Source organism: Acinetobacter equi (assembly GCF_001307195.1).
In the GTDB taxonomy this organism is placed as follows: domain Bacteria; phylum Pseudomonadota; class Gammaproteobacteria; order Pseudomonadales; family Moraxellaceae; genus Acinetobacter; species Acinetobacter equi.
The window spans coordinates 1,023,676-1,045,055 of record NZ_CP012808.1 but is presented as its reverse complement, the minus strand read 5'-3'; the positions used below and the strand labels follow the sequence as shown (position 1 = coordinate 1,045,055).

Below are 21,380 nucleotides of genomic sequence, written 5' to 3'. Positions count from 1 at the left end.
CAGAGCATTCTTCGACGCTTTATCTAAATGCATGCAGAACTTATCTATAAAATAAAAATACCGTTTGAAAACAACCGGTATTTAGTTCAATACAATTAATCATTTGGGTAAACAGTTTTAATCAGATGCTCAACAACCTGAGGTTCAGCCAAAGTTGATGTATCACCTAAACTATCAAGTTCATTTGCTGCAATTTTTCTTAAAATACGGCGCATAATTTTTCCAGAGCGCGTTTTAGGTAATGCAGGTGCCCAATGTAATGCATCTGGTGTTGCTACAGGTCCTAAAATTTTACGTACCCAAGCGACTAATTCGGCACGTAGCTCTTCTGATTCAATAACCCCTGCTTGAAGAGTAACAAAGGAACAAATACCTTGACCTTTAATGTCATGCGGCATCCCAACAACAGCAGCCTCGGCTACATATTCATGAGCGACAAGCGCACTTTCAATTTCTGCGGTACCCAAGCGATGCCCTGATACATTTAAAACATCATCAACACGACCTGTAATCCAATAATAGCCATCCTCATCTCGACGAGCACCATCTCCAGTAAAATATGACCCTGAATATGTTGAAAAGTAAGCTTCTATAAAGCGTTTTGGATCGCCCCAAATTGTTCGCATTTGTCCTGGCCAAGAATCTTTAATAATTAAATTTCCTTCAGCAGCACCCTCTAATTCATTACCTTCAGCATCGACAATTGCAGGTTGAATCCCAAATAATGGACGTGTAGCAGAACCTGGTTTTAAAGGTGTTGCACCTGGTAATGGTGAAATTAAAATACCGCCAGTTTCAGTCTGCCACCACGTATCAACAATAGGACAACGCTCTTCGCCAACAACGGTATAATACCAATTCCAAGCTTCTGGATTAATTGGCTCACCAACTGATCCGAGTAATCGTAAACTACTTCGATTACTTTCTCGGACAAAAGCATCACCCTCTCTCATCATGGCGCGAATAGCTGTTGGTGCCGTATAAAGAATGCTGACATTATGCTTATCTACAATATGCCCTGTTCTTGCCCAAGTTGGATATTGTGGAATTCCTTCAAACATAACGGTAGAAATACCATTAGAAAGTGGTCCATATAAAACATAAGAATGCCCTGTAATCCACCCTACATCTGCGGTACACCAAAATACATCATTTTGTTTAATATCAAAAATTTCTCTAAAGGTGCTATTCACATAAGTTAAATAGCCACCTGTTGTATGTAAAACACCTTTAGGTTTTCCTGTAGAACCCGAAGTATACAAAATAAATAAAGGATCTTCTGCATTCATTGGTTCAGGTGGGCAATCATCTGTGACTGTCATAATTTCCATGTGATACCACAAATCTCTTCCTTCTTTCATGGTAATAGGATGCCCAGAACGATGAACCACGATAACTTTTTCAATAGACTCTGTTCCTTGAACTTCTAAGGCAGCATCTACATTTTCTTTTAAATAAATAGGTTTACCACCACGCGTTCCAGAATCAGCAGTAATCACTACTGTTGCCTGACTATCTTCAATACGACTTGCTAATGAATCTGGTGAAAATCCACCAAAAACCACACAATGCACAGCACCAATACGTGCACATGCAAGCATTGCTATCGCGGCTTCAGATACCATTGGCATATATAAAATAACTCTATCGCCTTTTTTTACTCCCTGTTTTTTTAAAACATTCGCAAAACGGCATGTTTCATCATGTAGTTCTACAAATGAAATAATTTTATGACGTGATGGATGGTCGCCTTCCCAAATAATGGCAGGCTTATATGGATGTTCTTTTAAATGTCGATCTAAGCAATTTGCACTAACATTCAATTGCCCATCAGCAAACCATTCAATTTTAAAATTTTCAGGATCAAAATTCGTATCTTTCACTTTACTAAATGGTTTTATCCATTCTAATTTTTGCGCTTGTTCTGCCCAAAATTCATCAGGATTCTCAATGGAGTTTTGATACCTTTGAAAATATTCCTCTTCGTTGGTTCGTGCTGTACGTTTAAATCCTTCTGGTACAGAATACACTTCTTTCATAAGCTACTTCCTTGATAGTTATACATTTCCTCACGAAATGCCATGCCAATTTCTGACTTGTTATACTTGCATGCTGGTTTAGTATTGCGGTTAAATTTCAAACAACTCAATTCTTCTTTGGTCGTATACTGTTCATTTATTTACTTTCTCAAAATATCACTGAACTCCAATGTGACATCATGACTTTTTTGTAAACTTTAGCTTTAAAAAGAAAAAATAAGCAATATTCTATATACCCTATATTTTCATCCCTCTTAGCTAAAATTACATCCTTAATTTTCATCAAAATTATTTAAATAAAAGATCAATATATTTTTTGATTTTTTAAAATGCAAATTCATTTTTTAGGACTGACTCTTCAAAAATGAATAAATTATCAACTTAAAGTATTTAACAATTAACATTCTTAATATATTGCTTTTTAATTAACACTTCACAACTAAAATGATATTTTAATACCTAAACATATAAGTAATTTTCTGACAAAATGTAAGAAAAGTAATGTCATAAATACACGTTAATTACTTTTTTTATATCTCTTATCATTTGGATAGAAACATCAATGGCCGAAGAAAAAGGTAGCTTAAGTGACTTAGTCGCTCAAGAAACAGCTCAGTTACTACATGAGGCGAGTGAAAGAACAACTCAAACTGTCATTGCACATACCACTAAATATAACGATGCATATGCCGCAATCGATCAAATTATTGATGGTTTTTGGTCTCGCCTACCTTATATTTGTATTGCTCTTGTTGTTTTTACAATTTTTTATTTATTTTCTAAACTCTTTAAGTTTTTTGTGCGTAAAGCATTAACTGAAAGCTCATATAGCAAGCAAAACCTAGTACTTGTACTTAACCGTGTAGGTAGCTCCTTTATTGTTTTTTTCGGTTTTTTAATTGCCATGGTCATTGCTATTCCAGGTTTTACACCAGGTCAGCTTATGAGTGCATTAGGCATTGGCTCTGTTGCAATCGGTTTTGCATTCAAAGATATTTTCCAAAACTTATTATCTGGAATTCTTATTCTTTTAAGTGAACCTTTTAAAATTGGCGACGATATTATTGTGAATGGTATGGAAGGTACTGTTGAAGATATTCAAATTCGTGCAACCTTTTTACGCTCTCCAGATGGAAGACGTATTGTGATTCCAAATGCAACGGTTTATACCAGTGCGGTGACCGTTAATACAGCCTATCAACGCCGTCGTTGTGAGTTTGTTGTTGGTATTGGTTATGAAGATGATGTACAACAAGCCAAAGAAATTATTAGAACAATTTTAGATCGTGATCCAACCGTACTGAGCCAACCAGCTTTTTCTGTCAATGTTTCAACACTTGCTGACTTTTCAATTAACTTAAATGTTCGCTGGTGGATTAATACCACTGAAACATCAATTTCAACATCTATTAGTAAAACTCAAGAAGAAGTCGTCGACAGCTTTAACCAAAATGGAATATCTATTCCGTATCCAATTCAAGAAGTTAAAATGTTGGGTAATGATCTAAATGAGCATTTAGCAAAACAATCTTCCTAATACATAAGGAATAACTGTTTCAGTGCGAATAATACGGTTGCCTAAGTTTCTGACTTGGCAACCATTTTTTTGCAATAACTCAACTTCATAAGGAATAAACCCACCTTCAGGTCCAATGATAATACTACAAGCATGATCAATTGCTACAGGCATTGGAATATCTGTATAAGGATGAGCTACAAAAGCAGGGCAATCTTGAGAAATGAATTGCGGTAAAACATCTTCAACAAAAGGTTTAAAACGTTTATAAACTTCAATTTTAGGAGGCTGCGTATCTCCAGCTTGCTCTAAACCTAAATGAATAAAAGACTCTAATTGTTGTAAAAAAGGCGTTTGCCAATAGCTTTTATCTACCCGATAGCTATGCAATAAAATAATTTTTTCTACACCTAAAGTCACGCTATCTGCGATTAGACGTCTCAGCACTTTAGGCCGTGGCATAGCGACAATAAGCGTCACTGGTAACTTATTTGGAATGAGTTCTTCATGTAATGGCTTAACTGAAATGACATGTTCAGAAACATCAATCACTTCTGTTAAATAACGCTTCCCATTTAAAATACCAACTTTTAAAGTATCTCCAATTTGAATATTCAAATGCTCGTGTAGATGTATTAATTGTCTTTGCGCTGTAATATTCCAAATGTCATTTTGAGTTTGACGCTCATCAAGTAAAACAATATTCATTTCATTAACCAAGCTTATAAATATTGATCAATGACATGAATATGCTTTTCTAAAGAGCCTTTATTTGCTTGCATAATACGATCTGCATTAAAATTTAATAATTCAACCAATTCAGAATCAAAAACCAATTGAATTAGTGCTTCTGCTGCTTCCTCTGCATTTTGAACAACACGAATAGCTTCTGCATGAATAAATTCATCAACAATCGTTTGAAAATTTAAATAATTTTTTCCCAAAATTGTCGGAACATGTAATGCCAAGGGCTCTAAAATATTGTGACCACCACCAGGTTCATTCAAAGAACCGCCCACGTAACAAGCTTGACTTAATGCATACCAAAGCCACATTTCACCCATGCTATCAGCTAAATAGACTTGTGTATCAGGCTGAATTTGTTCAGCTAAACTTCGACGTTGAATGACCAACTGTAAATTTTGGCAAACATCAAAAACTTCTTCAAACCGTTCAGGATGTCTTGGTACAACAATACACAAAAGCTCTGGGTATTGCTGTAAATAAGGCTTTAAAGCTGCTAATAAATTCTGTTCTTCTGGAGCATGAGTACTCGCTAAAACAATTATTTTACGTGAAGCTAAATTCCACTGTTCTTTTAATTGTTCAGCTTGCTCAAGAAATGAATGTGGTGCAGAAATATCGAATTTAATACTTCCAACCACTTGAGCATGTTCAGCAGACATACCTAAGTCAATAAATCTTTCTTTTGTCGCTTGATCTTGTGCCAATAATTGCTGAAGCCCATTCAACATAGGTATTGTTAAGCTTGGTACTTTGCCATAACCTTTTGCTGACTTTTCTGATAATCGAGCATTAATCAACATACAAGGAATCTTTTGCTTATTTGCTTGATCAATTAAATTAGGCCAAAGTTCTGTTTCAACTAAAGCAAGAATTTTAGGCTGATATTTATCAAAAAAATTACGTACTAAATGCTTTTGATCTGCTGGTAAATAAACGGCTTGAAATAAATCTAAATAAGGTTCTTTTAAGAATAATGACTTCGCACGAGCCTGCCCTGTTTTGGTTGTATTGGTGACTAAAACTGGGTGGCCTAATTTTAAATAGTGTTCAATGAGTGGTTGCGCTGCATTTGTTTCCCCCACAGAAACAGCATGAAACCAAATTGCTTGTGTATTTTTAACAGCCTGAAAAGGACCAAATCTTTCTAAAGATTCTTGATGCAATTGTTCAGCATTATCCGCACGCTTTTTTATGCGCCACTTATAATAGGGCTTAATGAATGTTAATGCTGCGTTATACCAAAATGGTGTAGCCAAAGAATCGCCTCAGACAATCTATAAAAATAAAATATAACAGAGCTATACCCACATGTTAATGCGTATAGCTCTCTTTACTATAAATTAAGCAACAGTCTCTAATGTTGGATAATCGATATATCCTTCAGCAACTGAAGTGCCAATCATAGTTTCTAATTTTAATTCATTTAATGGTGCATTTTGTACCAAACGCTCAAATAAATCTGGATTTGCAATATAAGCTTTACCAAAAGATACTGCATCTGCTTTTCCAGAAGCTAAAAGTGCTACTGCATCTTCACGGCTTAAACGCATATTCGCAATATATGGAACTCCATTTGAACGTTCTTTTAAATAACTTGAAATACTATCTTCAGCTAAATATTCACGTGTAAAGAAAAAGGCAATTTTACGCTTACCAAGTTCTTGCATCACATAACCAAATGTTTCACGTGGATCATGGTCACCCATATCATGCTCATCGCCACGTGGTGATAAATGAACACCTACTCGACCTGCACCCCAAACCTCAATTAATGCATCAATTACTTCCAATAGGAAACGAGCACGATTTTCTACTGAACCACCGTATTCATCTTCGCGTAAGTTCGTTTTAGTTTGTAGGAATTGATCAATTAAATAACCATTTGCTGCATGTAATTCAACACCATCAAAACCTGCTTCTTTTGCACGAATTGCTGCTTGTTTATATTGCGCAGTAATTGCATGAATCTCAGAAATTTCAAGTGGACGAGGCAAAACATATTCACGTTTTGGACGTAATAAGCTGACATGACCTGCTTGTTGAACAGCGCTTGCTGAAACAGGTGTTTCACCATTTAATAGATCTGGATGAGATACGCGACCAACATGCCAAAGCTGTGCCACAATTAAACTTTCTTTGTTATGAACTGCTGAAGTGACTTTTTTCCAACCCTTAACTTGAGCATCAGTAAATAATCCTGGCGTATTTAAATAACCATTTGCTTCTTCTGATATTACCGTTGCTTCTGAAATAATGAGACCCGCACTAGCGCGCTGCGCATAATATTCAGCCATCATTTCTGTTGGCACACGGTCATCGGTTGCACGACTACGTGTAAGTGGTGCCATTACGACACGATTTTTTAAATGTAAATCACCAAGAATTAAAGGTGTATTTAATTCAGCCATAGATACCTCTAAGCACGGCATTAAAGTGTGCTTTTTAAATAATCAATATATTGCTGAATTAAGATTTCATTGCGAGAAAAATAAGACCACTGCCCGTATTTTTGAGCTTGAATGAGTCCTGCTTGCTGTAAAACAGATAAATGATTTGACATGGTCGATTGGGATACTTTACCCAATTTTTCAATTTGACCTGCACAAACCCCACGTTTAAAGTCACCGCACTCCTCTACAGACAAAAATCGTTCTGGCGATTTCAACCATTCTAAAATTTGCCTACGAGTAGGATTGGCTAATGCTTTAAAAATTAAATCTATATCCATTTTCAGACACATCTGAGCATTGATTGCTTAATCCAGCATCCTTGCGACTAATATATCGTATTTTTTCGATATTAATATCTATTTTTTTCGATATATTTGCAATTCCACTGAATTATGCAATTTTTATTGATTAATCAGTCTTAGAGACCTTGCTTTAAGCTCGCCTCAATAAACTTATCAAGATCACCATCAAGTACTGCACCCGTATTCGAGTTTTCAACACCTGTACGTAAATCTTTAATACGTGAATCATCTAATACATATGAACGAATTTGACTTCCCCAACCAATATCAGATTTCGTATCTTCTAAAGCTTGAGCAGCCTCATTCCGTTTACTCATTTCCAATTCATACAATTTTGCACGTAATTGTTTCCAAGCATGATCACGGTTTGCATGTTGCGAACGTTGGTTTTGACAAGCAACAACAATACCTGTTGGTGCATGTGTTAAACGTACCGCTGAGTCTGTTTTGTTAATATGCTGACCACCTGCACCTGATGCACGATACGTATCTGTACGAACATCTGCAGGATTGATTTCAATCTCAATATTGTCATCTACTTCAGGTGATACAAATACCGCAGAGAACGATGTATGACGACGGTTACCAGAGTCAAAAGGTGATTTACGAACAAGACGATGCACACCCGACTCAGTACGCAACCAGCCGTAGGCATATTCACCTTCAACACGGATCGTTGCAGATTTAATCCCTGCAACATCACCATCAGATTCTTCCATCAATTCTGCTTTAAAGCCATGACGTTCAATCCAACGCATATACATACGTAATAGCATTGAAGCCCAATCTTGTGCTTCTGTACCGCCAGAACCCGCTTGAATTTCCACATAACATGGGTTCGGGTCCATAGGGTTATTAAACATACGGCGGAATTCAAGTTTTGCTAACTCTTCTTCTGCTGTATCTAATTCACTTTGTACATCAACCAATAAGCTTTCATCATCGGCTTCTACAGCTAAATCAAGCAATGCTTGTGCATCTTCTAATTGAGTTGCTAAGTCATCAAGAACATTCAATACATTCTCAAGCTCGCCTTTTTCTTTAGCCATTGCTTGAGCACGGTTTTGGTCATTCCAAATTGTAGGGTCTTCTAATTCACGGAGAACTTCTTCTAAACGCTCTTTTTTTAGATCGTAGTCAAAGATACCCCCGTAATGTTAGACCACGGTCGTTTAAGTCTTTTAATTGGTTCAGATAAGGATTAATTTCCACGTGAAAACTCTCAATCTAGTTATTGCGTATAAAATAGTGGCACATTATATCATAGAGACATTCATCCAACAGAAACGTTAAAAAATTTGGTAGCATGTAATTAAATATGTAAATTCAAGAAGATCAATGTGAATATAAATAATGATATTTCATCATTTTTCTCATAAAAATCTAAATTAAATATAAATCAATTAAATATTTTTAAATATTATATATCAAATACTTACATGATAGAGTTCACAAAAAATACACATTTTTTACAATCTAACTACACTGATGAATTGTATTTTTAGTCATCTTTACCATACACTGAAGATGTAACAAAATATGTTAACAGTTAAAAACCGTTTTAACTTCAGAGGGTTTCAATATGAAAAAATTAGCAATTGCATCAGCATTACTGTCTGCTCTAGCAATCACAGGAACAGCAAACGCTTACCAAGCTGAAGTCGGTGTAACAGCTGGCGCAGTAGATCCAGATCACGGAAGTACAAAAGGTATTTACGGTGTAGAAGGTACTGCATATTTTAAACCAGTACAAACTCGCAATGCCCCACTTGCTGAAGCTGCATACTTAGATCGTGCAAGTAATGTAAGCGCTCAATATAATTACAGCAAAGTAGATGATGCTAAACTACACAACTATTCTGCAGGCATTGAATACTTTGTACCAGGTACTGATTTTTACATGAGTGGTGATATTGGTCGCCAAGACATGAAATTTAAATATGCTCCAAATTTCGATACAACACTTTACTCAGCTGAAGTTGGTTATTTACCAGCACCAGGTTTACTTGTAGCAGCTGGTGTAAAAGGTTATCACAATGATAATAATGACCGTACAACTCCAAGCTTACGTGCAAAATATGTAACTGAACTTGCAAATGGTCAAGATATCAATTTAGAAGCTGGTACAACTTTTGGTAATGTTCATGATTACAACATTGCCGCAGATTACTACTTAGATAAAACTTTGAGTATTGGTGCAGATTATCAAAAGCAAGACTTGCTAGATAATAAAGAATGGGGTATCAATGCTCGAAAATTCATTAATCAAAACATAAGCTTAGAAGGTCGTGTTGGATTTGCTAAAAATGATGTAAATGATTACAACACTTATAGCGTTGCTGCAAAATATCGTTTCTAATCTCTTATAGAAATAAAAAAACCGCTGACTTCAGCGGTTTTTTCATTATTAAATATTATTTTATTAACTTAAATGATGTTGATGTAAATATAAAATTCTTAACTGCAAAGAAACATTACCATTAAACTCATTTCGATCAAGTTCATAGACTAAATTCACCGTACCCCATGCTGGATTAAAGTCATATTTTTCAGATGCGTTAAAAGCAATAGCATCTACTGCCTGCCCATTATGTAAACCTAGTTTGAGTTTTAAGTGTTTTTCTTTAAGCCAACGTGAGTCCAAAATATTAAACTGCCCTTCAAAAATAGGTGCAGGAAATTTTTGTCCCCATGGACCTAAATTTTTCAGTATTTCAACAGTCGATAATTGAAAATTTTCTACAGGCAATTCACCATCTGTTAAAAGAATTGAATCAAAAAGATAATCATCATTTTCTTGAATTAATGCTTCAAAAACTTGCTTAAATGCGTGAAATTGATCTTTCTTAATGGTTAGACCTGCAGCTGCGGCATGCCCTCCAAAATGACTAATCATAGAAGGATATTGCTCGGCAACTACTTCTATAGCATCTCGAATATGAATGCCATCAATAGAACGAGCTGAACCTTTTAAATGAACCCCATCTTCATCTGCTGCAAATACAATTGCAGGGCGATAAAATTGTTCTTTTAATCGTCCTGCAACAATTCCGATGACTCCTTGATGCCAATGCTCTTCAAATACCACTAGTGCAGCAGGTAATTGCTGTTGATCAAATTGTAATTTCTCAAGTTCTTCTAAAGCTTCTTGTTTAATCTGATTTTCAACTTGGCGACGTTCGAGATTTAGATCATTTAATTGCTGTGCTAATGGATAAGCTATTTGTAAATCTTGAGCCAATAAGCATTCAATGCCTATATCCATAGTTTCCATACGGCCAGCAGCATTAATTCTTGGACCAACAACAAAACCTAAATCTGATGCTTGTAATTGTGTAATCTCTCGTCCTGCCAAATCAATCAAAGCAGTAATACCAGGTCGACATAAATGCTGTTGGATTCTTTTAACACCAGCATCAACTAAAATACGATTATTAAAATCTAAGCTAGCCACATCTGCATAAGTACCTAAGGCAACCAAATCTAAATATTGCGTAACTTGAGCAAATGATTTATTTAATTTTTTCCGATGTGTCGATAAATTTGCCAATACGTAAAAAGCAACACCGATACCTGCCAAAGCTTTACTTGGAAAATCACATCCTAGTTGATTTGGATTGACAACAGCTTCTGCATGTGGTGTTTCCTTCGTTGTTAAATGGTGATCTGTAATGATGACCTTCATACCATGCGATTGGGCAGTTTCAACACCTGCATGGCTTGAAATACCATTATCAACCGTAATGAGTAAATCTGGCTGAAAACGTTTAAAAGCTAAATCTGCAATTGCTGGTGTTAATCCATAACCATATTTAAAACGGTCTGGTACTAAATATTCAACTTGAGCTCCCATTTCTCGAAGAGCTAAAATCATCAAAGCAGTACTAGTTGCCCCATCCGCATCATAATCACCTACAATCACTATTTTTTGTTGTTGATCAATAGCTAAATCAATTAAATGAATTGCTTGATCCAAACCTTTCATTGTCGGTGCTAATAAATTTTTGAGTTTTAATTCAAGTTCTTTTTCAGACTGTACGCCACGTGCTGCCAAAATTCGGGCAATAAATTCAGGAACGTCCTGAAATAATTCAGGACGTGAAATTAATGGCCGTTGTTGAATAATCATATTCATCTTAAGGCATTAATCGCTGTAATTTCCAAATACCATTGATATTCTCATACACTAAACGATCATGTAAGCGATTTGGTCGACCTTGCCAAAACTCATAATAATCGGGCTGTAAACGATATCCACCCCAAAATTCTGGTTTCGCTAATTGATCTTGCTCACCAACCTGATTTTGCAAATCTTCGAAGCGCTTTTGTAATTCTTCTCGGCTTGCAATAATCCCACTTTGAGGTGTACTGATATGTGCAGCAATTTGGCTATCATGTGGACGCTTATGATAATACGCTGTAGATTCTTCTTCAGAAATTTTCTCAACACGCCCACTAATACGAATTTGACGCTCTTGCTCTTGCCAATAAAACAAAATTTCAGCATAAGGATTTTCTGCTAAATCCAAGCCTTTTTGACTGTCATAATTGGTATAGAAATCATAACCAACTTCCGTTGCACCACGTAATAAAACTGTTCTTACATGTGGTCGACCTTGTGCATTTGTCGTAGCAAGAGACATAGCATACGGTTCATGTAATTGTGCTTCAAGTGCCTGATTAAACCAATTTAAGAATTGCTCATGTGGATGAGCATTCACTTGATCTTCACGTAATTCACCTTTTTGGTAACTCAAACGTAATTCACTTAAATCTTTAATTAAATCTGTCATACAAATCTCTTATATTGCATTTGCCTTAACAGCATCTGCTAAATGGTTTGCTAATACAGTGACTTCTTCTAAATCCTCACCTTCAACCATGACACGAATAACAGGTTCTGTGCCTGATTTACGAATAAGAAGACGTCCTCGACCTTTAAGCTGTTGTTCTGCTTTTTCAAACTCAGTAACCAATGCTGGAACAGCATATGGGTCAAACATATTTGCCAAGCGTATATTTACCAAGACATTTGGTAACAACTTAAATCCATCAACCAATTCATCTAAAGCTTTACCTTGCTCAATCATTACAGTTAATACTTGTAATGAAGCAATAATCGCATCACCTGTTGTACTTTTATCTAAAGTAAGAATATGCCCCGATGGCTCTCCACCAATCACCCAGCCTTTTTCTTCTAAACCTTGCAATACATATCGATCACCAACTTTGGCACGCAATAAAGGAATATTAGCTTTTTCTAAAGCAAGTTCTAAAGCCATATTACTCATTAACGTCCCAACAATGCCTGCTGGTTTTTTAGAAGCCTGTGTTCCTAAAATATATAAAATATGGTCGCCAGTAATTTGCTGACCATTTTTATCAACCATAATGACACGATCAGCATCACCATCAAAAGCAATACCTAAATCAGCTTCATGTTCTACAACAGCTTGTTGTAAAACTTCAGGATGCGTAGAACCACAATTGTCATTAATATTTAGACCATTGGGCTCATTATTTAATGCAATAACTTTTGCACCCAATTCACGATATACGGCTGGTCCAACGTTATAACCTGCACCATTTGCACAATCGACAACAATTTTCAGGCTAGATAAATCAAAATGATATGGGAATGTCGATTTACAAAATTCGATATAACGTCCATTAGCATCTTTTACACGAACACTTTTACCTAGGTTAGCTGTATCTTCGATTAGCAAATCATTTTCTAATTCTTTATTAATCTCTTCTTGTAATGCATCTGGTAATTTTTTACCTTCACCTGAAAAGAATTTAATCCCATTATCAAAATAAGGATTATGTGAAGCAGAAATCACAATGCCCAAACTTGCATGTAAAGCACGTGTTAAATGTGCAATTGCTGGTGTTGGGAGTGGACCCAATAAATGCACATAAACTCCAGCAGCATTTAGCCCTGCTTGTAATGCTGCCTCTAAAATATAGCCTGAAAGACGAGTATCTTTGCCTAACACCACAATTGGTTTATTTTTTGCACTATGGTTTTTTAATACTTTTCCTGCCGCAAACCCCAGTTTTAAAGCAAATTCAGGAGTAACAGGTAATTCACCAAATTTTCCACGAATGCCATCTGTACCAAAATAATTCATCTTATATCCACTACTCTTTGGTGATGTTTTTTAATCACAATTACTTGTTCTACTTTACACTAAAAAACAAAAAAAAGCCGTCACATAAATGACGGCTTTTCAGCAAAAAAACTAAAGTGGATTAGCCCACGCGATAGTTTGGTGCTTCTTTGGTAATTGTTACATCATGAACATGAGATTCTGACATACCAGCAGATGTAATTTTAACGAACTTCGCATTTTGACGAAGATCTTCAATAACAGCTGAACCTGTATACCCCATAGATGAACGTAAACCACCCATCATTTGATGAACGATGTTACCCATTGGACCTTTATACGGTACACGACCTTCAATACCTTCTGGTACTAATTTTTCAGCACCTGCTTTTGAGTCTTGGAAATAACGGTCAGCAGAACCTGTCGCACCCGCCATTGCACCCAATGAACCCATACCACGATATGCTTTATAGTAACGACCTTGGAAGAATTCAACTTCGCCTGGTGCTTCTTCAGTACCAGCAAGTAAAGAACCTACCATAATTGTACTTGCACCAGCACCAATTGCTTTCGCCATATCACCAGAGAAACGAATACCGCCATCAGCAATTAAAGGAATTTGATCTTTTAATGCATTTGCTACTGAATCAATCGCAGAAATTTGCGGCATACCAATACCAGCAACAATACGTGTTGTACAAATTGAGCCAGGACCAATACCTACTTTAACAGCATCTGCACCTGCATCTAATAATGCAAGAGCAGCATCACCAGTTGCAATATTGCCGCCAATCACTTGAACTTGTGGGTAGTTTGCTTTTACCCAACGAACACGTTCAATTACACCAGCAGAATGCCCATGTGCTGTATCAACAACAATTGCATCAACACCAGCTTCAACTAAAGCTTCAACACGACTTGGTGTTTCAACACCAGTACCAACCGCAGCACCAACACGTAAACGACCTAAGTCATCTTTACAGCTGTTTGGATAAAGTTCTGCTTTGTTAAAGTCAGTTACTGTAATTAAACCTTTAAGCTCGTTGTTTTCACCAACAACAATCACCTTTTCAATACGATTTTTTTGAAGAAGTGCTTGAATGTTTTCTTTTGATTCATTTTCACGAACAGTCACTAGACGATCTTGTCCAGTCATAATATTACTTACTGGCTGTTCTAAATTTGTTTCAAAGCGAGTATCACGACCTGTCACAATACCAACAACTTTGCCATCTTTTACAACAGGAACACCGCTAATATTATTTGCTTGAGTAATTGCAATAAGTTCACGTACTGTCGTTTCAGGTGTCACAGTAATAGGATCTTTCACCATTCCTGCTTCAAACTTTTTCACACGACGTACTTCTGCAGCTTGAGCAGCAATATCCATGTTTTTGTGCAAAATACCAATACCGCCATTTTGCGCCATTGCAATTGCCATACGTGATTCAGTCACAGTATCCATTGCAGCAGAAACGAGTGGGATATTAAGTTGAATGCCACGAGTAAAACGTGTCTTTAGAGAGACATCTTTTGGGAGGACAGTTGAATAGGCAGGAAGTAATAAGACATCATCGAAGGTTAGCGCTTCTTGAACGATGGTCAACATAACAGTCTCGCTGGTAATTTCCGTGCGCTATTATAAACAAATTTAGACCAAAATTTCATTTTTATATTGAAGATTTATTTTAAGTTAAAATTGATATCAATAAAAATGAAATTTAATTCTCATTATTTTAGAATAATGAGAATTAAAAATAATGTAATCCTTTTATTTACTTTTCTCTAAAGAGCACTGCCATTCTTTTACTTAACCCACCTTCTCATAATCATCATCATTTAAAGGTTCATTTGTTTCTAAGGGCGTAAATGGAATCATATTACGTGCTAAACGAGCCTTATTACATTGCTCATCTGCAATTTGCACTTCCTTACATGATGAACTTCGAGCTTCATATATGCCACAACTCACCTGTTCCCCAACAGTACCAGTTAAAGCAATACAACGTGGATTCTTTCGATTCGTACCTTTCATACATGAATAAACAGGTGTTAATTCTTCCGTAACATTTTCAGGCATTTCTAGTCCTTCTGCCCAATAAAATGAAACTCGAAAATAAGCACAGCAAGCACCACAAGTTAAACAAGCATTTGGTGTTAGAATTTGAGACAACATATTTTTAATTCTCGTCATCTTAAGTTACTTTTTAGAAGCAGAATTTTAAAAAAAGTGATTTCTCAATTCAAGTTTTCATCTTTGTTTTTATAATAAAAATTTATTAAAATATAATAACTTGCACTAAAAATCACATAATTATTCAAGACAATAATAGTATTTATTTTTTTAATTAATTCATTATTTTTTATAAAAAACCCAGAAAAATCTGGGTTTTTTATTTATTCTAAATTTAGAAAAAGTAATGTTGAACTAATGCAGCAACACCCATAATCAAGAAGATTGCAGCACCAATTTTATGAATTAATGAGATTGGCAATTTATCAGCCAATTTATCACCAATAAATACAGCTGGTGCATTGACCAACATAATACCTAATGTTGTACCAATCGTAACCCAACCAATACTGTCAAAACGAGCTGCTAAAGCAACTGTTGCGATTTGTGTTTTATCACCAATTTCAGCAAGGAAAAATAAGATAAAAGTTGCACCAAAAACGCCATATTTTTGCCATTTATTAATGCTTTCAGATTCATCATCTAATTTATCTGGTATCAACATCCAAATTGCCATACCAATAAATCCTAAAGATACAATCCATAATAGAACTGTTTCACTTAGAACTGTTGTAATCCATTGGCCTAAAACAGCAGAAACACCATGGTTCACTACAGTCGCAACAAAAATAGCAAATAAGATAGGAATTGGTTTTCGAAATTTTGCGGCAAGAAGCAAAGCGAGTAGTTGAGTTTTATCACCCATTTCTGAAAGAGCGACAACTACTAAAGAGATAAGAAAGGCGTTAAGCATTTTGTATTTCTCTGGCTAGCAATTATATACCAATGACCTATCCCTCCTGCTAGCCAAAAGCAGAGTGATAAATCAAAGGTCTTGCCAACAAAAGAAAGCTTAGAGAAAGCTCATTTGGTTCTTTGCTATGATGACCATGCTTGTTTTAAAGCAAATATGTTGACCATCACCTGTTCTCTGAGAACAGCGGCTACTCCCCAATGAAGTATCTATATTATATTTTTATTTGATCTATTTTGCAATAAAAAACCCTGCTTTGGCAGGGTTTTTTCAATCATATTAAAATATAACTTTTTAGATCAACAAAGTACGAATATCTTTTAACAATTTCGTCAATTTGTTTGTGAAACGTGCTGCATCTGCACCATTAATTACACGGTGGTCATAAGATAATGACAATGGAAGCATAAGTTTCGGATCAAAACTTTGACCATTCCAAACAGGTTGCATTGTTGCAGGTGAAATACCTAAAATTGCAACTTGAGGCCAGTTCACAAGTGGTGTAAATGCTGTACCACCAATTGCACCTAAGCTTGAAATTGTAAAGTTTGCACCTTGAAGATCTTTCGGTGAAAGTTTCTTATCACGTGCTTTTTGACCTAAAGTACCCAATTCAACAGCAATTTGCTTAATTGATTTTTGGTCAGGATTACGTAATACAGGAACTGTTAAGCCATCTGGAGTTGCTACAGCAATACCCATATGAATTTCATTACGTAACAATACAGATTTACCATCATCAGATAAATGGCCTGCAAACTCACGCTCTTCCTTAAGAAGATGAGCCACAGCTTTAATGATGAATGCCATAATCGTTAAGCTAATGCCTTCTTTCTTAAAGTTACCTTTAAGATCATTACGCCAAGCTTCAAGTTCAGTAATATCCGCCAAATCAAATTGAGTAACTTGAGGAATATAGTTGTTTAAAGACAACTGTGGAATTGACACTTGTTGTAAACGCGTTAAGACTTTCTCTTCAACGCCACCAAATGCATCAAAACCTGGAAGTTTTGGTAAACCTGATAGTTGTGCTACTACCGTAGCAGCAGGTGCTGTTTGAGGTGCAGTCAAACGAGTTTTTACATAAGCAAATAAATCTTCTTTCATTAAACGTGCATGTGGGCCAGATGCTTTTACTTCTGCAAGTACAACACCTAATTCACGTGCCAATTTACGAACAGCAGGACCAGCATATACTTTCGCATTTGCAGCATTTTGCTCTTTCGTTAATTTATCTGCTGTATGTGTTGCAGGTACAGCTACAGGAGCTGATGCGACTACAGCTTTTGGTGCTTCTGCTTTAGGTGCAGCTTGTGTTGGCACACTTGCAGTTACAGGAGCAGCAGCTTGAGCTTCAGCAGCAATCGTCACTAAAGCAATACCTTCAGACACACTTTGACCAAGTGTTACATGAATCGCTTTAATTACACCTGAAACAGTGCTTGGCACTTCTACAGTTGCTTTATCAGATTCAACAACAATAATACTTTGATCTTTTTCAACTTTGTCACCAACGGCAATAAGAAGTTCAGCAACAGCTGCTTTATCTACACCTAAATCAGGTACAGCAACTTCTACATCACCAGCAGGTACAGAAGCAATCACAGGTACAGGAGCTTGTTCAACTTGCGCTACAGGTGCAGACGCTGCTTGTGCAGTTTCTGCTGATGCTACAGGTGCAGCACTTTCCGTTTTCACTTGAAGAATCACAACACCTTCTTTCACGCTGTCACCAACTTGAATAGAAATAGATTCAACAATACCAGCCACAGTACTTGGTACTTCTACAGTCGCTTTATCAGACTCAACAACCACAATACTGTCATCAACTGCGATGCTATCGCCAACCTTAACAAGGATTTCACCCACAGTTGCTTTTTCAACACCAATATCTGGTACTTGAACATCAACAACTTGTGAAGTAACTTCTTGAGTTACAGCAACCTGCGGAGCAGCTTCAGTTTTTACCTCAGCAACAACTGGCTTTTCTTCTGCTTTAGGCGCTTCAGCAGTTGTTACAACTGCTTCGCTTGCTTCTAATTCAACAAGTACCGCACCTTCTGAAACTTCATCACCAAGGCTAATTAAAATACTTTTCACTACGCCTGCTGAAGTGCTAGGCACTTCAACAGATGCTTTATCTGATTCTAACAATACAATACTGTCATCAACAGCAATGGTATCGCCAACTTTTACCAAAATTTCAGCAACAGTTGCTTTATCTACACCAATATCAGGAGTCGTAATTTGCATGATTAGTTCTCCTCTTTGTAGTCAGCAACAGCATGAACTTCTGGATGTGCTTGTGGTAACCAAGCAACTGGACGATCTGTATCTAATTCAAAGCTTGAAATAGCATCTTTAACTAAGCGAGCATCTACTTCACCTTCGTCAGCAAGTTTTTTCAATGTTGCTACAACAATATGTGCTGCATCTACACCGAAATAGCTACGTAAGTTGCCACGTGTATCTGAACGACCATAACCATCTGTACCTAATGCAACAAATGGGCGGTTGTCTGGAAGATATGCACGAATTTGTTCGCTATAAGCACGCATATGGTCAGTTGCAGAAACTACGATACCTTGTGTGCCACGAAGCTGTTGAGATACCCAAGATTCTTTAACATCTTCGTTTAATGGATGTAAACGATTGTATTCTTCACACGCCATACCATCACGTGCTAATTCGTTAAAGCTTGTTGCGCTCCAAACGTTTGAATGAATTTGATATTCATCACGTAAAATTTGAGCAGCTTTAATGACTTCACGAAGAATGACACCTGAACCCATTAATTGAACAGTTGCTTTATCATCTTTTTCAAGTAGATATAAACCACGTTTAATACCTTCTTCAGCACCTTCAGGAATTGCAGGATGCTCGTAGTTCTCATTCATTACAGTTAAGTAATAGAACACACGCTCTTGGTTTACATACATGCGTTTTAAACCATCATGAACGATTACAGCAAGTTCATAACCAAAACATGGGTCATAAGAAATACAGTTTGGAATTGTATTTGCAAGAATGTGCGAATGACCATCTTGGTGTTGTAAACCTTCACCATTTAATGTCGTACGACCTGCTGTAGCACCTAATAAGAAACCTTGTGCTTGTGCATCACCTGCTGCCCATGCAATATCACCAATACGTTGGAAACCAAACATAGAGTAATACATATACATTGGAATCATTGGTAAGTTATTTGTTGAATAACTTGTAGCCAATGCAGCCCATGCACTCATCGCACCAGCTTCGTTAATACCTTCTTGAAGCATATGACCATCTTTTGCTTCACGGTAATGCATTAACTGCTCTTGGTCTTCAGGCGTGTATTTTTGACCGTGTGCAGCATAAATACCGAGCTGACGGAACATACCTTCTAAACCAAATGTACGTGCTTCATCAGGTACAATTGGAACAACGCGATCTTTAATTGCTTTTTCTTTTAACAATGTAGAGATCAAACGAACCATAACCATAGTCGTTGATTGTTCTTTACCATTTGAACCTTTTAATACAGCATCAAATGCAGAAAGCTCAGGAATCGCTAAAGATTCACTTTCTTTACGACGTGCTGGTAGGTAACCACCTAATGCTTCACGACGTGCTTTCATGTATTTCAATTCAGGAGAATTTTCACTTGGACGATAGAACGGAACTTCCTCCAATTGCTCATCTGTAAATGGCAAGTTGAAACGATTACGTACGTATTTTAACGATTCAAGTTGCATTTTTTTGATTTGGTGAGTTTTGTTCACCGCTTCAATTTCTTCTGAAAGACCATAACCTTTTACTGTTTTCGCTAAGATTACAGTTGGTTGACCAGTAGACTTCATCGCTTCAGCATATGCAGCATATACTTTATAAGGGTCATGACCACCACGATTTAGATTATCAATATCTTCATCGCTTAAGCCTTTCACTAATTCTTCAGCTTCAGGGTATTTACCAAAGAAATGTGCGCGCGTATAAGCACCACCTTTTACTTGGTAACGTTGGTAATCACCATCAACTGCTTCTTCCATGACTGCTTTTAATGCGCCAGATTCATCTTTTGCAAGAAGTGGATCCCAATGACGGCCCCAAACAACTTTAATGACACGCCAGCCAGCACCACGGAATAATGATTCAAGTTCTTGAATAATCTTACCGTTACCACGAACAGGACCATCTAAGCGTTGTAAGTTACAGTTTACAACCCAAATTAAGTTATCTAATTTTTCACGACCTGCAAGTGAAATAGCACCAGTACTTTCTGGCTCATCCATTTCACCATCGCCTAAATAAGCCCAAACCTTACGGTTTTCTTCTTTAATTAAGCCACGATTCATTAAATACTTTTGAATGTGTGCTTGATAGATCGACATAATTGGACCAAGACCCATCGATACTGTAGGGAATTGCCAATAGTCAGGCATTAAGTAAGGATGTGGGTAACTTGGTAAACCTTTACCAGCGACTTCACGACGGAAATTATTTAAATGATCTTCTGTCAAACGTCCTTCTAAGAAAGAACGTGCATAAATACCAGGTGCACAATGCCCTTGATAATAAATCATATCCCCACCAAAGCTATCACTATTGGCACGGAAGAAATGGTTAAAACCTACATCATATAGCGTTGCAGAAGATGCAAAACTCGCTAAATGCCCACCTAAATCATCACCTGTTTTATTTGCTCTAAGTACCATCGCAAGTGCATTCCAACGAATAAGTGCACGAATACGACGTTCCATATCTTGATCACCTGGCATCGCAGGCTGTTCTTCTACAGAAATAGTATTTAAATAAGGGGTATTTAGGCGCTGAATAGGTACATGCTTAGCAATTGCTTGCTGATAAAGCTTTTCTAATAAAAATGCAGCACGTTCTGTGCCCATGTGCTGAAGAACCGAATCAAAAGCATCTTGCCACTCTTGGGTTTCTTGCGCATCAGTATCGCCATAAAACGCCATATTTCACCTATCCTAAGAACCTATTAATAGTTCTTATATGTATCACATTTTTGCGTCAATACATATCGCTATAGATGAATACGACCTTGGTCTATTATTTAGAAAATAAATAGTGATTGACATTTTTTACACTTTTACATAAAAAAACCGCCATTAATGGCGGTTTTTTACTCAAAATAGGTTTTCTGGTTTCATTATTCATATAAATATATTTTTACTTGATATAAAAAAATCCATTTCTATACCAAATTTTGTGAGGTATGAATAA

General features: G+C 36.5%; 16 protein-coding genes and 1 riboswitch. Of the genes, 2 read left to right on the top strand and 14 right to left on the bottom strand.

What is annotated here, in order from left to right; genetic code table 11:
- Positions 1-95 precede the first annotated feature (95 nt).
- Complete coding sequence (gene acs / locus AOY20_RS04855; protein WP_054580816.1) at positions 96-2,039, bottom strand: acetate--CoA ligase; 1,944 nt, start codon at positions 2,037-2,039, stop codon at positions 96-98.
- Between the two features lie 562 nt (positions 2,040-2,601).
- Between acs and AOY20_RS04850 the strand changes: the two genes are divergently transcribed.
- Positions 2,602-3,576, top strand: a complete 975-nt coding sequence (locus AOY20_RS04850; protein WP_054580815.1) for a mechanosensitive ion channel family protein — start codon at positions 2,602-2,604, stop codon at positions 3,574-3,576.
- Here AOY20_RS04850 and AOY20_RS04845 read toward each other — a convergent pair.
- The 5 genes from AOY20_RS04845 to prfB all read right to left on the bottom strand — a co-directional run bounded on the left by AOY20_RS04845 (position 3,556) and on the right by prfB (position 8,266).
- Positions 3,556-4,263: a 16S rRNA (uracil(1498)-N(3))-methyltransferase gene (locus tag AOY20_RS04845; RefSeq protein WP_054580814.1), complete on the bottom strand. Its 708-nt coding sequence runs from the start codon at positions 4,261-4,263 to the stop codon at positions 3,556-3,558. The two genes, AOY20_RS04850 and AOY20_RS04845, sit on opposite strands and share 21 nt — an antisense overlap.
- 14 nt (positions 4,264-4,277) lie before the next feature.
- A complete protein-coding gene (locus AOY20_RS04840; protein WP_054580813.1) occupies positions 4,278-5,558 on the bottom strand; it encodes a 3-deoxy-D-manno-octulosonic acid transferase in 1,281 nt (426 codons plus the stop codon).
- Positions 5,559-5,642: 84 nt separating this feature from the next.
- On the bottom strand, positions 5,643-6,710 hold the full coding sequence (locus tag AOY20_RS04835; RefSeq protein WP_054580812.1) for an alkene reductase: 1,068 nt from the start codon (positions 6,708-6,710) through the stop codon (positions 5,643-5,645).
- A gap of 20 nt (positions 6,711-6,730) precedes the next feature.
- On the bottom strand, positions 6,731-7,030 hold the full coding sequence (locus AOY20_RS04830; protein ID WP_054580811.1) for an ArsR/SmtB family transcription factor: 300 nt from the start codon (positions 7,028-7,030) through the stop codon (positions 6,731-6,733).
- A 140-nt stretch (positions 7,031-7,170) separates the two neighbouring features.
- Positions 7,171-8,266, bottom strand: a protein-coding gene (prfB, locus tag AOY20_RS04825) for a peptide chain release factor 2 (RefSeq protein WP_144424755.1) whose coding sequence is annotated in 2 segments (ribosomal slippage) — positions 7,171-8,193 and positions 8,195-8,266 — 1,095 coding nt in all. Because the reading frame shifts where the segments join, the coding sequence is not laid out codon by codon here.
- A 370-nt stretch (positions 8,267-8,636) separates the two neighbouring features.
- On the opposite strand from prfB, the gene AOY20_RS04820 reads away from it, so the two are divergent.
- Complete coding sequence (locus AOY20_RS04820) at positions 8,637-9,413, top strand: putative porin (protein WP_054580809.1); 777 nt, start codon at positions 8,637-8,639, stop codon at positions 9,411-9,413.
- Positions 9,414-9,476: 63 nt separating this feature from the next.
- Here the strand turns inward: AOY20_RS04820 and recJ are convergent, their stop codons facing one another.
- The 8 genes from recJ to aceE form a co-directional block, all read right to left on the bottom strand.
- Positions 9,477-11,189 (bottom strand): single-stranded-DNA-specific exonuclease RecJ, encoded by a 1,713-nt coding sequence (gene recJ, locus AOY20_RS04815; RefSeq protein WP_054580808.1) that lies wholly within the window; start codon positions 11,187-11,189, stop codon positions 9,477-9,479.
- 1 nt (position 11,190) lies between these two features.
- Complete coding sequence (gene pdxH / locus AOY20_RS04810) at positions 11,191-11,847, bottom strand: pyridoxamine 5'-phosphate oxidase (RefSeq protein ID WP_054580807.1); 657 nt, start codon at positions 11,845-11,847, stop codon at positions 11,191-11,193.
- Between the two features lie 9 nt (positions 11,848-11,856).
- Positions 11,857-13,188: a phosphoglucosamine mutase gene (gene glmM / locus AOY20_RS04805; RefSeq protein ID WP_054580806.1), complete on the bottom strand. Its 1,332-nt coding sequence runs from the start codon at positions 13,186-13,188 to the stop codon at positions 11,857-11,859.
- 121 nt (positions 13,189-13,309) lie between these two features.
- A complete protein-coding gene (gene guaB / locus AOY20_RS04800) occupies positions 13,310-14,776 on the bottom strand; it encodes an IMP dehydrogenase (RefSeq protein WP_054580805.1) in 1,467 nt (488 codons plus the stop codon).
- Between the two features lie 201 nt (positions 14,777-14,977).
- The gene (locus AOY20_RS04795) at positions 14,978-15,343 is read right to left on the bottom strand and encodes a YkgJ family cysteine cluster protein (RefSeq protein WP_054582542.1); all 366 of its coding nucleotides are present in this window, start codon (positions 15,341-15,343) and stop codon (positions 14,978-14,980) included.
- Between the two features lie 232 nt (positions 15,344-15,575).
- Entirely contained in the window at positions 15,576-16,154 is a 579-nt protein-coding gene (locus tag AOY20_RS04790; RefSeq protein ID WP_054580804.1) for a TMEM165/GDT1 family protein, read from the bottom strand.
- Positions 16,155-16,224: 70 nt separating this feature from the next.
- A riboswitch (yybP-ykoY riboswitch) is annotated at positions 16,225-16,365 on the bottom strand.
- An 83-nt stretch (positions 16,366-16,448) separates the two neighbouring features.
- Positions 16,449-18,407, bottom strand: a complete 1,959-nt coding sequence (locus tag AOY20_RS04785) for a 2-oxo acid dehydrogenase subunit E2 (RefSeq protein ID WP_054580803.1) — start codon at positions 18,405-18,407, stop codon at positions 16,449-16,451.
- A 2-nt stretch (positions 18,408-18,409) separates the two neighbouring features.
- A complete protein-coding gene (gene aceE / locus AOY20_RS04780) occupies positions 18,410-21,112 on the bottom strand; it encodes a pyruvate dehydrogenase (acetyl-transferring), homodimeric type (RefSeq protein ID WP_054580802.1) in 2,703 nt (900 codons plus the stop codon).
- Positions 21,113-21,380 lie beyond the last annotated feature (268 nt).

What these genes read in the sequence shown, in the direction of transcription:
- acs (WP_054580816.1), bottom strand. Translation starts at nt 2,039, where the DNA reads ATGAAAGAAGTGTATTCTGTACCAGAAGGATTTAAACGTACAGCACGA.
- AOY20_RS04850 (WP_054580815.1), top strand. Translation starts at nt 2,602, where the DNA reads ATGGCCGAAGAAAAAGGTAGCTTAAGTGACTTAGTCGCTCAAGAAACA.
- AOY20_RS04845 (WP_054580814.1), bottom strand. Translation starts at nt 4,263, where the DNA reads ATGAATATTGTTTTACTTGATGAGCGTCAAACTCAAAATGACATTTGG.
- AOY20_RS04835 (WP_054580812.1), bottom strand. Translation starts at nt 6,710, where the DNA reads ATGGCTGAATTAAATACACCTTTAATTCTTGGTGATTTACATTTAAAA.
- AOY20_RS04830 (WP_054580811.1), bottom strand. Translation starts at nt 7,030, where the DNA reads ATGGATATAGATTTAATTTTTAAAGCATTAGCCAATCCTACTCGTAGG.
- AOY20_RS04820 (WP_054580809.1), top strand. Translation starts at nt 8,637, where the DNA reads ATGAAAAAATTAGCAATTGCATCAGCATTACTGTCTGCTCTAGCAATC.
- recJ (WP_054580808.1), bottom strand. Translation starts at nt 11,189, where the DNA reads ATGAATATGATTATTCAACAACGGCCATTAATTTCACGTCCTGAATTA.
- pdxH (WP_054580807.1), bottom strand. Translation starts at nt 11,847, where the DNA reads ATGACAGATTTAATTAAAGATTTAAGTGAATTACGTTTGAGTTACCAA.
- glmM (WP_054580806.1), bottom strand. Translation starts at nt 13,188, where the DNA reads ATGAATTATTTTGGTACAGATGGCATTCGTGGAAAATTTGGTGAATTA.
- guaB (WP_054580805.1), bottom strand. Translation starts at nt 14,776, where the DNA reads ATGTTGACCATCGTTCAAGAAGCGCTAACCTTCGATGATGTCTTATTA.
- AOY20_RS04795 (WP_054582542.1), bottom strand. Translation starts at nt 15,343, where the DNA reads ATGTTGTCTCAAATTCTAACACCAAATGCTTGTTTAACTTGTGGTGCT.
- AOY20_RS04790 (WP_054580804.1), bottom strand. Translation starts at nt 16,154, where the DNA reads ATGCTTAACGCCTTTCTTATCTCTTTAGTAGTTGTCGCTCTTTCAGAA.
- AOY20_RS04785 (WP_054580803.1), bottom strand. Translation starts at nt 18,407, where the DNA reads ATGCAAATTACGACTCCTGATATTGGTGTAGATAAAGCAACTGTTGCT.
- aceE (WP_054580802.1), bottom strand. Translation starts at nt 21,112, where the DNA reads ATGGCGTTTTATGGCGATACTGATGCGCAAGAAACCCAAGAGTGGCAA.